The sequence below is a fragment of the Flavobacterium crassostreae genome, assembly GCF_001831475.1.
GTDB lineage: Bacteria > Bacteroidota > Bacteroidia > Flavobacteriales > Flavobacteriaceae > Flavobacterium > Flavobacterium crassostreae.
In genome coordinates, this window is sequence record NZ_CP017688.1 from 1,667,144 (window position 1) to 1,681,046 (window position 13,903).

The window sequence follows — 13,903 nt, forward strand, 5'->3', positions numbered from 1 at the left end:
CTTATGGATTGGTATCTACTTTTTTGCCAAATGTTTTGGGATAGATTAAAAATTGGGATAAAATTATCCCGGGTACGGTCGCTAATAACACCCAAACAAAAAAATTGCCATAGCCTAAATATTCTTGTATAAAGCCGCTTGCCATACCTGGAAGCATCATTCCTAATGCCATAAAACCGGTTGCAATAGCGTAGTGTGCGGTTTTGGACTCTCCTTCGGCTACATAAATGAGGTACATCATAAAGGCAGCAAAACCAAATCCATAACCAAATTGTTCCGCTAGTACGGTTGCATAGATATAGTACAGGTTACTTGGATGAAAATGCGCCAGCAGTACAAAACCAATAATAGGCAAGTGCATGGCCAAAATCATGGGTAACATCCATTTGCCTAAGCCGTCTTTGGAGATAACGATGCCGCCAATAATACCGCCAATGGTTAGGGCTAGTACACCAAAGGTACCGTATATAATACCTACGTCTTGTGTGGTTAGCCCCATGCCGCCTACTGCAAGATCGTCAATTAAGAACGGAGTCAGCATTTTTAAAAGTTGGGATTCTCCTAGGCGAAATAACAAAATAAAAGCCAAAACAATACCTATTTGTTTTTTTTGAAAGAAACTAGAAAATACGGATGCAAAACTGGCTTTTGGGGCTGCAACAGAATTTTTTACCAAGGCAGTTTCGGATCTAGGTGTCGCAAAATAATTGTAAATAGTAAGCAACGTCATCAATGCTCCTACAAAAAGCATGGTGTAGGACCATGCTTTTTGTTTGTCACCATATTCTTGTTCTAGATACCCGCCAATGATCACAATTAGGCCGTTTCCGGTAAGCATAGAAAGTCTGTAAAAAGTGCTGCGTATTCCTAAAAAAAAGGATTGTTGGTCTTTTTGTAAAGCTAATAGATAAAAACCATCACTAGCTACATCATTAGAGGCAGAGGCAAATGCGGCTACCCAAAATATGGCAAGACTGATTACAAAAAAATGCTGCATCGGAAGGGTTGCTCCAACTGCCAAAAAAGCCAGAGAGATCACTAATTGCATGGCCAAAAACCATTTTCTTTTGGTGGCATACAAATCAATAAACGGACTCCATAATGGTTTGATTACCCATGGCAAGTACAATAGGCTGGTATAAATACCGATAGCTTCGTTAGGAATACCGAGGTTTTTGTACATTATCACCGATACGGATATGATAATTGCATAAGGCAGGCCTGAGGCAAAATTTAACACAGGAATCCAGTACCAGGCGCTGTTATTTTGGGTCTTCATTTTCGGTGGGTTCAATGGTTTTTTTAACGGCATTTGGGTTTAGTGTTGTAGGCAAGCTTTCGTTGCCATAAAAGTCAATGAACGAAAGGGCATAGGTGGTGTTGTTTTCGGAATTGTTTTTGGGCAGTACAATGCTAATGGTGTATTTTTTTTCTTGGATAGCAATTTTGTCTACTATTTGACTTGGGTTGTTGGTGTCTAATTGGGTGCTGTCTTTGGCGGCATATACCACTACATACCGTACCATAGAGTGTGTAGGATAGTTCAGTAGATAGGTGGTGGTGCTATCGGTTTGTTTTTTGTTGCAAACAGTAGGGATGTCCATTACTATTCTTCGGGAGTTTGGGACTACATACGGTAATGCAGGATATTTGTATTGGTTGTTGGCTAAGAGTTGGGTTACTGTTTTGTTTTTGTTGACAAAGACTTTGGCGCTAAAAAAAGCATTTCCTCCTAGGTTAGGGTAGGTTCTGGTTAGGTCAATTTGGCTGGGTATTTCATGGGGGTTGTACCAGTTTTTGTCTGAATCGGCATTGATTTTATAGCTTCCGTTGCCAATGTATATGGCGGTGTTTTTGGAGTTTTCGGCCCACCATTTTAATAATTTTGTGTAGGAGGCGGTACGGTGGTTTCTGCTCCAGTATAGTTGGGGTACTAGATAATCAATCCAACAGTTTTCCATCCATGCCATAGGATCTGCAAATAAATCGTCATAATTGGTTTGTCCGGATTGGGTATCGGAGCCTTTTGGATCTACGGATTTATTGCGCCATACTCCAAAGGGACTGATTCCGAATTGCACCCAAGGTTTGGCTTTTTTGATAGATAAGGATACCGCTAGTACAAAATCATTGACGTTCTTGCGTCTCCAATCTTCTAGGGATAATCCGTCTGCATATTTTGAGTAGGAGGCGGTGTCATTAAAATCTTCTCGGGCTACTTTGTAGGGATAAAAATAATCATCAAAGTGGATGGCATCAATGTCATATTTGCGTACTACCTCGTCTACTACGGCTATTAAATGGGATTGTACCTCTGGGAGTGCAGGGTCATAGTAGTATTTTCCGCCGTATTTTAACATCCACTCGGGGTGTTTGTACCAGTCGTGTTGTTTGCTTAGTTGGGCGGTGTTGAGGTCCATGGTGGCGCGATAGGGGTTTAGCCAGGCATGAAATTCAAAGCCTTGTAGGTGGGATTGGGTAACCATCCAGGCGAGTAAATCTACGTTGTTGGCGGGGGCTTGTCCTTGTTTGCCGGTGAGGTATTTGGACCAAGGGGCTAGTTGTGTGGGGTAGAAGGCGTCTCCGGCGGTTCGGATTTGTACGATTACGGCATTGTAATGTAATTTTTTGTAAGTGTCTAGTATTTCAAGAAAATCTGCTTTTTGTTTCTCTATGGAGTCGTTGCCAGATTTTGGCCAGTCTATATTTGCTACGGTGGCTATCCAAACAGCTCGGAATTCGTTTTTGGGATGGCTGGTTGGTTCTTGTGCATTTGCTTGATTTATAGAAAGGATAAGAAGCAACAAGAGGGATAGTAGGTGGTTGTTTTGGGTCATTGTTAGTAATTTAAATAAAGATCAAAAATAGTTTTTTTATGGAATTTTATGCCCTATTATTGGTATTATAATTTTAGAAGTTTTTTGGTGGGTGGCTGGTTTTTTTGTAGAACTGCGGTTTTGCTAGCCCCAACAGTAGTGAAAAGCCTTTGTAGGCTGCTGGCTGTTTTTTATGGTAGGCACAGAGCGACCAAAGGAAGCTCCTGTGCGTGCCTATAAAAAAGGCCGGCAGCCAAAAAGCTTGTAACGGATGCTGGGAATGGCTCCAAAAAATAAAAAACAAATAGGGATGCAAATTGAAATTGTTTTATACATTTGGATTTTAAATTTTAGATTGCATTATATTTAAGATATAGGCTAGATTTTTATATACTATTAATTTTTACTAATAATTTCCTGATTATGGCCCTTTCGAGTTTGTTTAGAAAAAAAACGGTTCAAGATATTTTAAAACAGGTAGCCCAGAATGAAACCGATGGACATGCTGCTCTAGGTAGGCATTTGACGGCTAGAGATTTGACGGCTTTTGGTATTGCTGCCATTGTGGGTGCGGGTATTTTTAGTACCATTGGTAAGGCTAGTGCGGATGGGGGACCTGCGGTGATTTTTTTGTTTTTGTTTACGGCTTTGGCTTGTAGTTTTGCGGCTTTTGCTTATGCGGAGTTTGCTTCGATGGTTCCGGTTTCGGGGAGTGCTTATACGTATTCGTATGTGGCCTTTGGGGAGTTAATTGCTTGGATTATAGGTTGGGCTCTTATTATGGAATATGCCATTGGTAATATTACGGTGGCCATATCGTGGAGTGATTATTTTACGGGTTTGTTAGAGAGTGGTGGTATTTTGTTGCCGCAATGGGTTCAGATGGATTATTTGACGGCTTCTAACGGTTTTAGGGATGCTACGGCACTGATGCAAAGTGGCAAAACCTATGCTAATTTAAGTGATGGTTTAAAGGCGTCTTATATGGCTTGGACTACCTGTCCGAGGTTGGGGTCTTTTCATTTGGTAGCAGATTTGCCGGCTCTTTTTATTATTGTTTTGATTACGGCTTTGGTGTATCGGGGTATGAAAGAGTCTCGCAATGCGAGTAATATGATGGTGGTGGTTAAATTGTGTATCATTTTGTTGGTTATTGCGGTGGGTGTTTTTTATGTTGATACCGCCAATTGGACTCCTTTTGCGCCTAATGGTGTGAGTGGGGTTTTAAAAGGGGTTTCGGCGGTTTTCTTTGCCTATATTGGTTTTGATGCCATCTCTACTACTGCCGAAGAGTGTAAGGATCCGCAACGGGATTTGCCTAGAGGGATGATGTGGGCAATTATAATTTGTACTATTTTGTATGTGGTGATTGCCTTGGTTCTGACCGGTATGGTGAACTATAGTTTGTTGGACGTGGGGGATCCTCTGGCGTTTGTATTTGCTAAGTTGGATCTAAAATGGATGTCTGGAATTATTGCTGTTAGTGCGGTAATTGCTATGGCGAGTGTTTTGTTGGTTTTTCAAATGGGGCAACCGCGTATTTGGATGAGTATGAGCCGAGATGGTTTGTTGCCAAAGAAATTCTCTAGGGTGCATCCAAAATTTAAAACCCCTTCGTATGCTACTATTGTTACGGGTTTTGTGGTAGCTATCCCGGCTTTGTTTTTAAACCTAACTATGGTTACGGATTTGTGTAGTATTGGCACTTTGTTTGCTTTTGTATTGGTGTGTGCGGGGGTTTTGGTGTTGCAGAATAAACCAAATATTCCGAGAGGAAAATTTAAAACGCCGTATGTAAATTCAAAATATGTGGTGCCTTTTATGCTGGTGGCTGGGTTGTATTATGCTTTTAATTTTAATACTAAGGCTACCATGGATTTTATTACTAATGCAACCCAAATAAATTCGCCAACGGCCATTATTACGGCACTCAATAAACAAGAGTCTCAAAAAGTATATGCTTATTTGGTGGGACTAGACGCCAATAATAGTACTGTTGGTACGCCAGATTTAGAGATTTTAATGAGCCAATATACCTCCAAACCAACGCAATATGCTGCCGTTGTTGCGGGATTGCCTATTGTGGATTCTCTTAAATACGAAAGTGGTTTGGATCTTTTTAAGCATAAAATACCGATGTGGATTTTCTTGTTGGCTTTGGTGGGGCTCACCATCTGGTCTTTTAAAGAAAATTTGTCTTTGATACCACTGTTGGGTTTAGTGAGTTGTTTGTATATGATGGCAGAGTTGAGTGTTTGGAACTGGATTTACTTTACTATTTGGTTGTTGGTAGGGTTGGTGATTTATTTTAGCTTTGGCCGAAAACACAGCAAACTGAGTCATTTGTAGCTTTTGGATGCCGATAGTTTTATATAAAAAAAATCCGTTTAAGATCTCTCTTGAACGGATTTTTGACTACATAAAAAAACTAATTATAAAACGTAACTCTAGGGTTTTGATTATAAAATAGAAAGTTCTACCATGCATGTTCTCATCATTTGGTAGGTTCTTTCAATATCATTATCGAGTCCTATAGAAAAACGGATTAAACTGTCTGTAAGCCCCATTTGTACTTGTTCCTCTAAGGGGATTTCGCTGGATGTAGAGGTTCCAGGGGCACTAAATAGCGTTTTGTAAAATCCAAGACTTACCGCTAGGTATCCTAAATTGCAAGATTGCATCCGCTCCATCAACGCATTGGCCTTAGCTAAGCTGCCTACATCTATGGTAAGCATTCCTCCAAAACCATACTCCGGATTAATCATTGAGGCATATAATGCATGACTCGGATGGCTTGCCAAACCAGGATATACGGTCTTTAGACCATCTTTTTCAAAACGCGCTGCTAGATATGCGGCATTGTAGCTGTGTTGTTTGATTCGCAGGTGTAAGGTGCGTAAATTTTTCATTACACTAGCAGAACGCATGCTGTCCATTGTTGGCCCCAATAGCATACTAGCGCCACTGTTTACATTTTTTAAATCCGCAATAAACTCTTTGGAAGCACAAGTAACGCCGCCTACGGTATCGCTGCTCCCGTTGATGTATTTGGTTAAACTATGGATCACAATATCGGCCCCTAGTTTTGCTGGAGTTACCGATAATGGCGAGAACGTGTTGTCTACCACTAATTTTAGATTGTGCTTTTTGGCTAACTTAGACAAGCTAGCTATATCTGCTACTTCTAATAACGGATTGCTCACGGTCTCACAATACAATACTTTGGTATTTGGTGTTATTGCAGCAGCAACACGCTCGAGATTAGTAATGTCTACAAAGCTTGTTTGGATACCCAAACGTGGCGCAAAATTCTTTAAGAAGGCATAGGTCCCACCGTATATTGTTCTGCTAGAAACAATATGGTCTCCAGAACCACACAATTGTAATAAGGTCGGAGTGATGGCTCCCATTCCGGATGCCGATACGTTTGCGGACTCTGTTCCTTCCATGGCTGCCATAGCTTGGTCTAAATACAAATTGCTAGGAGAGGAGTGTCGGGAGTACAAATAGCATCCTTCTACATTGCCTTCAAAGGTGTCAAACATGGTTTTTGCCGAAAGGAAGGTGTAGGTAGAAGAGTCCGATATGGACGGGTTTACACCACCAAATTCTCCAAAAAACTGTAAATCTTGAATGTTGTCTGCGGGATTAAATTTCATAGTATTTATTTTTGGGGTTATTATTTTAAAATAGCAATTGGTTTTAGACCGCTAAAAAAGAATTCTACGGCTCATTATTTATTAAAGCTACATAAAGGAATTAATTCATCCATGTAATACGTGTTTTTTGGGCGTAAAGAACGGTTTTATGGTTTTTGGCAGCAACATTATGCCTTAAACTTAGTTTTTAAGAGGTTATTTGTGTGTTTAGATAGTTTTTTTTTCTAAATTTGATGTTGTTTAAGGGCTTACGCCAAAAAAAACACAAAAATGAACTTAGATGCAATTGATAAAAAGCTATTATTATTACTACAAACAGACAGCAAAAAAACCACCAAAGAGCTTTCTGTAAAGCTGCACCTTTCTGTCACTGCAGTTTATGAACGTGTCAAAAAATTAGAACGAGAAGGCATTATAGATAAATATGTAGTTTTGTTAAACAAAGCCAAAATAGCCAAAGGATTTATTGTTTTTTGCCACATAAAACTCATCCAGCATACCCAAGATTTTTTGACCACCTTTGAGAGTCAAGTCACCCAGCTTCCAGAAGTTTTAGAATGCTATCATGTAAGTGGCGATTATGATTATATATTAAAAATTGTAGTCCAAGACATGCCTGCTTATAGAGAATTTTTGGTTACCAAGCTCACCACCTTACAACACATAGGTAGCACCCAAAGCACCTTTATGATTAGCGAAGTAAAAAACACCACCGTGGTTACCATTTGATTTGTTGGTTGCCATTACAACAAAAGCAACGGCATGAAATTTCTTAGAGATACAAAATCCTAACAAAAAAACTCAAACTTTAAACTTTAAACAAAACTTAATTCCTTAATTTTGTAGTTCGAAAAATTAATTTACATATAAAAAATATACTATGAGTTCATTTGACGTAGTCATTATTGGTTCCGGTCCCGGAGGATACGTATCCGCAATTCGTTGTGCGCAACTAGGGTTCAAAACAGCAATTATAGAAAAATACTCCACCTTAGGAGGAACCTGTCTTAATGTAGGATGTATTCCTTCAAAAGCAATGCTATCCTCATCCCACCATTATGCCGAAATTAAGCATTTTGCAGATCATGGAATTGAACTATCAGGCGAAGTAAAAGTTAACCTAGAAAAAATGGTTGCTCGTAAACAAGCCATTGTTGACCAAACCTCTGGTGGTGTAAAATACCTAATGGACAAAAACAAAGTTACTGTTTTAGAAGGAACTGGTTCTTTTGTAGATGCAACCCATGTTGCTGTTGCAAAAGCGGATGGAACTACAGAGACCATTGAGGCCAAAAATATTATTATTGCCACGGGTTCTAAACCATCTTCTTTGCCTTTTATAAAAATAGATAAAGAAAGAATTATAACTTCTACCGAAGCGTTAAAATTACCCGAAGTTCCAAAGCATTTAGTAATCATTGGTGGTGGTGTTATTGGTATTGAATTAGGACAAGTGTATTTGCGTTTAGGAGCGCAAGTTTCTGTAGTGGAATACATGGACCGAATTATTCCAGGAATGGATAGTTCTTTATCTAAAGAATTGACAAAAGTATTAAAGAAACAAGGAATGAAATTCTATGTTTCGCACAAAGTACAATCTGTAGAAAGAGCCGGAGATGCCGTTACGGTTCAAGCCGAGAATGCAAAAGGCGAAACAATTACCCTAGAGGGTGATTACGCCTTGGTTTCTGTAGGGCGTCGTCCGTATACCGATGGATTGCATGCAGACAAAGCAGGAGTAAAAATATCCGATAGAGGACAGGTAGAGGTAAATGACCACCTGCAGACTAACATTCCAAACATTTATGCTATTGGAGACGTGGTTCGTGGAGCCATGTTAGCGCACAAAGCAGAAGAAGAAGGAACCATGGTTGCAGAACTCATTGCAGGTCAAAAACCACATATTGACTACAACTTGATCCCTGGTGTTGTATACACTTGGCCCGAAGTTGCTGCAGTAGGACAAACAGAAGAACAATTAAAAGCAGCAGGAGTTGCGTATAAATCCGGAAGTTTTCCTTTTAAAGCCTTAGGTCGTGCTAGAGCAAGTAGTGACTTAGATGGATTTGTTAAAATCCTTGCAGATGCTACCACAGATGAGGTATTAGGAGTACACATGATTGGAGCCAGAACAGCAGATTTAATTGCCGAAGCCGTAGTGGCAATGGAGTATAAAGCATCCGCCGAAGATATTTCAAGAATGTCGCACGCGCATCCTACTTTTGCAGAAGCAATAAAAGAAGCCGCTCTTGCTGCAACTGATAACAGAGCCTTACACGTATAGTAAGTAATTATTTTATATAACTAAACCCCATTCTGAGTTTGTTTGAATGGGGTTTTTTTATGCTCAAAAAATACGTAAGATGTTTTTTGCTCAAAGAGAGACTTCTTTTTTATAAATACTTTGGAACAACCACTGCCCTTAATTTTATAATTACCGATAGCATTAAAAGAGTGCCTAAAAAAAGCAGAAGAAATAAGCTATGCTACTGCAGATTTAATCTGGGTAGCACACAACCAATAAGATGCTACTAATACTAAAGGTAACAAAAAACACTTTTGGGATTTAAAGCCATAAAAAAACAACGGATTTCTATCCCAATCTCTTACAAAAGGCAATTTTTATCGTAATTTTGAATTTAAAACAAAATTATCCTTTGAGAACCTCCGTTTACAAACCAATTTCAGACCAAAAACAGTTTAAAGAGCAACTTTTAATCTGGGCCCAAGACTATTCCGAAATTAGTTTTTTAGACAGTAACGGCCACCAGCAAGAATACTCCAGCTATCAGGGCATTTTGGCTGTAGAGGCATTTACGGCTATAAAAACAGATTCGTATCATGCCTTTGAGGATTTAAAACAATACCAACAAACCACCAAGGATTGGATTTTTGGGTACCTTTCGTATGATTTAAAAAACGACGTAGAGGATTTAAAATCCACTAACTTGGATGCCTTAGATTTTCCGGAATTGTTTTTTTTTCAGCCCAAAAAAATATTTTTGATTAAAGAAACCTCCGTAGAGATGCTTTATCTCAACCTATGCCAAGAAGAGATAGAATCGGATTTTTTAGAAATCCAAGCAACGCAGCGGTGTCCCGAAATAACCAACACCCAAATTGCAATAAAAGCCCGAATCACTAAAGACGATTATTTCGCAAAAGTTACCAAAATGCAACAGTACATGCACCAAGGGCACTGTTATGAAGCCAATTTTTGTATGGAATTTTATGCCGAAAATACAACCATTGACCCATTAGAGAACTATATAAAGCTTAGCAAAATTTCTAAAGCGCCATTTGCTGTTTTTTTTAAAAACCAAAATAATTTTTTGCTTTCTGCCTCGCCAGAACGTTATTTAAAAAAACAAGCAGAACAATTAATCTCGCAACCAATAAAAGGCACCGCAAAACGTTTTTTGGATAGCCAAGCAGATCAGGAGTCCAAAAACAATCTATCCAAAGACCCCAAAGAGCGAGCAGAGAACATTATGATAACCGATTTGGTCCGTAATGATTTGTCTCATACGGCACAAAAAGGGTCGGTAATTGTCCAAGAATTATGCGGTCTCTATTCGTTTATGCAAGTACACCAAATGATCACCACAATAACCTCAAAATTAGACCCGGCCTATAGCGCCATAGATGCTATTAAGACAACATTCCCGATGGGGAGCATGACCGGTGCCCCTAAAATTTCGGCCATGAAAATTATTGAAGAACTAGAAGTTACTAAGCGTGGCCTATACAGCGGTGCAGTAGGGTATTTTACACCAGATGGCGATTTTGATTTCAATGTAGTGATTAGGAGTATTTTGTATAACCAAAAAAATAAATATGTTTCGTTTTCGGTAGGCAGTGCAATTACGGCAGCTTCGGTCCCAGAGAAAGAATACCAAGAATGTTTGCTTAAAGCAAAAGCAATGCACCAAGTATTACAATAGCCACACTTTTTGGGCTGTTTTATGGCTAATTCAAAAAATATATAAGATAATGTTAAGCGAACTCAAACAGCATATTGCTACCAATTTTTCTTTTATAGAAAACAAAAAACTACTCTTGGCCACCAGTGGCGGATTAGATAGTATGGTAATGGTACAGTTATTCAAAGAATTAGGATATACTATAGCTATTGCACATTGTAATTTTCAACTTCGTGGCTTGGAGAGTTTTGAAGATCAAAAATTTGTAGAAGAATATGCTGCTGCACAGGCTATTCCGGCTTTTGTCACCCTATTTGATACCCAAGCTTATGCAAAAGACTATAACGTTTCGACCCAGGTTGCTGCCCGTGACTTGCGTTACAATTGGTTTTATGAACTTCTAGAAACTCAAGGTTTTGATTACCTGCTGACGGCACACCACGCAGATGATAACTTAGAGACCTTTCTGATCCATTTGAGTAGAGGAACCGGCTTAGAAGGTCTTACTGGAATTCCAGAACAAAACGGAAGTGTTCTGCGCCCATTATTGGTTTTCTCGCGCAATACAATTTTAGAATATGCCCAACAAAAATCCGTGCAATGGCGTGAGGATAGCAGCAATGCCTCCGATACGTATTTAAGAAATAAAATACGCCACCATGTGGTACCACTCTTGAAAGATCTCCACCCACAATTTATGGATGCTTTTCAAAAAACCCAAACCTATTTGCAACAAAGTGCTAGTTTGGTTGCTGATGCATCCATTATGGTATACCAACAAGTGGTGCACCAAAAAGAACAAGCTTTTTATATTGATTTACCAAAATTATTGCAACTACCCAATTACCAAACCTACTTATACCAGTGGTTAAAAGATTTTGGTTTTACGGCCTGGCAAGATATTTATAATTTAGTAAACGGCATGTCCGGAAAACAAGTATTGGCACCCGAGTATCGACTGCTCAAAGACCGAGAGTATTTAATAGTCAGTAAAATAGAAATACCAAACAACACCCCAATCTATTATATAACCGAAGATTTGCAAGAAGTTAATATTCCCTTAAAACTTTCTTTTAGCAAAACAAACAAGACTGCTGTTGCTGCAAATAAAGGTATCTTTGTTGCTGTAGATAAATTGCAATATCCGTTAGTAATCCAAAGGTGGCAAGATGGAGATTCGTTTAAACCTTTAGGTATGAACGGAAAATCAAAAAAATTAAGTAAGTTTTTTAAAGACGAAAAACTATCCTTGTTACAAAAAGAACAACTTTGGATATTATGGTCTGGAGATGCCATAGTTTGGATAATTGGGCTGCGTCAGGACGAAAGATTTAAGATAAATCCGGCCGCAACAAATAGTCTTAGAATAGCTCTCGAAAACTAAAATTTAATTCTGCATATACGCACCTAAAAAAATGCTTTATGACTTCAAAACACACTTTTTTACTCCTAGCATTATTGGCTTTTGTCCAAATCAATGCCCAAATTTTAGATCCTGCAAAATGGACTACAAAAGTGGAACAAAAACAAGAGCAAACGTATATTTTGGTCTTAGATGCCGTTATTGAAAAAGATTGGCACTTGTATTCTCAATTTACTCCCGATGGTGGTCCGCTGGCTCTTGAGGTAGTTTTTAAAAATCAAAAAGAAAATTTCAGCCTAATTGGCAAAGCCAAAGAAAGCAAAACCAAAACAGCCTATAACGATGTTTTTGAAGTAAACGAAACTTTTTTTGAAAATAGGGCACAAATTACCCAAGAAATAAAAGTTACCAATCCGAGTTTGACCAAAGTAGAAGTCGTCTTGAACTACCAAGTCTGCAAACAAGTGTGTATCAACCAACAAAAGAAATTTACATTTGTTTTGCCTACGCAAAAAGGCAGCAGCGCTTTAATCCCAGATACTAAAACAACTCTCCAAGAAGCAAGTGCTACCACACAGGCAGAACCCATCGTACTGGATACAGCAACAACAACCTATGCTTTTGTACCCGATACGGCAGCTACAGCAGCAGTGGTCCTCAAAAACAAGAAAACCCCAAGCAATACAATGGCTGCCACAAGCCAACAAAAAGGGCTTTGGACGATCTTTTTTATTGCTTTTTTTTCGGGGTTTGCAGCCTTGTTGACTCCTTGTGTTTTTCCGATGATCCCCATGACGGTTAGTTTTTTTACCAAAAAAAGTAAAACAAAAGCGCAAGGAATCCGTAATGCAATGGTTTATGGCCTAGCAATTATTGTTATTTATGTAATGCTGGGGTTTTTGGTTACCTGGATTTTTGGAGCCGATGCACTCAACGCACTATCGACCAATGTTTGGTTCAATATTCTGTTTTTTGTTTTATTGATTACTTTTGCAGCTTCTTTTTTAGGTGCATTTGAAATTATGTTACCCAATTCGTGGGCCAATAAAGTAGATAACCAAGCCGATAGAGGAGGTTTAATTGGTATTTTATTTATGGCTTTGGCCTTAGCAATTGTATCTTTTTCTTGCACAGGTCCTATTGTAGGGACCTTATTGGTAGAGGCAGCTTCCAAAGGCGGCATAGCCCCAATTGTAGGGATGTTTGGCTTTTCGTTGGCTCTAGCGTTGCCTTTTATGTTTTTTGCCATGTTTCCGGGTTGGCTGCAATCTTTGCCTAAATCAGGCGGTTGGCTAAATACCGTAAAGGTTTTTCTAGGGTTTTTAGAACTGGCCTTGGCTTTTAAATTTTTATCCAATGCAGATTTAGTATTGCAACTGCACTTATTGGAGCGAGAAGTTTTCTTGGCTATTTGGATTGCAATTTTTGGAACCTTAGCTTTTTATTTATTTGGCAAAATTACGCTGCCTCACGATAGTCCGTTAACACATATTTCTGTAGGAAGGCTAGCAATGGGCTTGGTTGTCTTGACTTTTACTATTTATCTGATCCCTGGTTTGTGGGGCGCTCCCCTAAAAATAATCAGTGCATTTCCGCCTCCGTTAACCTATAGCGAAAGCCCTATGGGTTTGGGTTCTTCGGCACGTAATACTATTGTAGAGTTGCCCGAAGGAGCCACGAGTGGCCCACATGGCATTGTTGTTTTTGAAGATTATGACAAAGGATTGGCATACGCCAAAGCGGTAAACAAACCCATTATGTTAGATTTTACGGGCTATGCTTGTGTTAATTGCAGAAAAATGGAAAACAATGTTTGGTCCAATGCCACTGTTTTAAAGCTCTTGAAAAATGAAGTAGTGGTGGTTTCTTTATATGTAGATGATAAGAGAGAATTGCCCAAAGCAGAGCAATTTATTTCGAACCAAACAGCCGCAGAAATTGTAACTGTAGGAGATAAATGGACTGATTTTATGATCTCTAAATACCAGACCAATACGCAACCTTTGTATGTTTTGACGGATTTAGAAGGCAATAGTTTAAATACAACTACGCCCACTATAAGTTATGTAGGTCTTAAAGAATATACTTTTTGGTTGCAAGCAGGGATTTCAGAATTTAAATCAAAATAAAACCACTAGTTGG

Annotated in this window: 9 protein-coding genes; 6 read left to right on the forward strand and 3 right to left on the reverse strand. The window is 38.9% G+C overall.

What is annotated here, in order from left to right; all coding sequences use genetic code 11:
- Position 1 precedes the first annotated feature (1 nt).
- Complete coding sequence (locus LB076_RS07485) at positions 2–1,279, reverse strand: MFS transporter (protein WP_066336914.1); 1,278 nt, start codon at positions 1,277–1,279, stop codon at positions 2–4.
- Positions 1,263–2,837 (reverse strand): glycoside hydrolase family 10-like protein, encoded by a 1,575-nt coding sequence (locus tag LB076_RS07490; protein WP_066336919.1) that lies wholly within the window; start codon positions 2,835–2,837, stop codon positions 1,263–1,265. Before LB076_RS07490 ends, LB076_RS07485 begins: the two co-directional genes overlap by 17 nt.
- A 402-nt stretch (positions 2,838–3,239) precedes the next feature.
- Here LB076_RS07490 and LB076_RS07500 point away from each other — a divergent pair, with 402 nt between their 5' ends.
- Positions 3,240–5,165 (forward strand): amino acid permease, encoded by a 1,926-nt coding sequence (locus tag LB076_RS07500; RefSeq protein ID WP_066336923.1) that lies wholly within the window; start codon positions 3,240–3,242, stop codon positions 5,163–5,165.
- Between the two features lie 110 nt (positions 5,166–5,275).
- Here LB076_RS07500 and LB076_RS07505 read toward each other — a convergent pair whose 3' ends face one another.
- Positions 5,276–6,475 (reverse strand): aminotransferase class I/II-fold pyridoxal phosphate-dependent enzyme, encoded by a 1,200-nt coding sequence (locus tag LB076_RS07505; protein ID WP_066336925.1) that lies wholly within the window; start codon positions 6,473–6,475, stop codon positions 5,276–5,278.
- A 270-nt stretch (positions 6,476–6,745) separates the two neighbouring features.
- Between LB076_RS07505 and LB076_RS07510 the strand changes: the two genes are divergently transcribed.
- The 5 genes from LB076_RS07510 to LB076_RS07530 all read left to right on the forward strand — a co-directional run bounded on the left by LB076_RS07510 (position 6,746) and on the right by LB076_RS07530 (position 13,890).
- Positions 6,746–7,204, forward strand: a complete 459-nt coding sequence (locus LB076_RS07510) for an Lrp/AsnC family transcriptional regulator (RefSeq protein WP_066336928.1) — start codon at positions 6,746–6,748, stop codon at positions 7,202–7,204.
- Positions 7,205–7,355: 151 nt separating this feature from the next.
- A complete protein-coding gene (gene lpdA / locus LB076_RS07515; protein ID WP_066336930.1) occupies positions 7,356–8,759 on the forward strand; it encodes a dihydrolipoyl dehydrogenase in 1,404 nt (467 codons plus the stop codon).
- Positions 8,760–9,132: 373 nt separating this feature from the next.
- A complete protein-coding gene (locus tag LB076_RS07520) occupies positions 9,133–10,419 on the forward strand; it encodes an anthranilate synthase component I family protein (protein ID WP_066337094.1) in 1,287 nt (428 codons plus the stop codon).
- A 49-nt stretch (positions 10,420–10,468) separates the two neighbouring features.
- A complete protein-coding gene (tilS, locus tag LB076_RS07525; protein WP_066336932.1) occupies positions 10,469–11,782 on the forward strand; it encodes a tRNA lysidine(34) synthetase TilS in 1,314 nt (437 codons plus the stop codon).
- Between the two features lie 38 nt (positions 11,783–11,820).
- Entirely contained in the window at positions 11,821–13,890 is a 2,070-nt protein-coding gene (locus tag LB076_RS07530; protein ID WP_066336934.1) for a protein-disulfide reductase DsbD family protein, read from the forward strand.
- Positions 13,891–13,903: the final 13 nt, after the last annotated feature.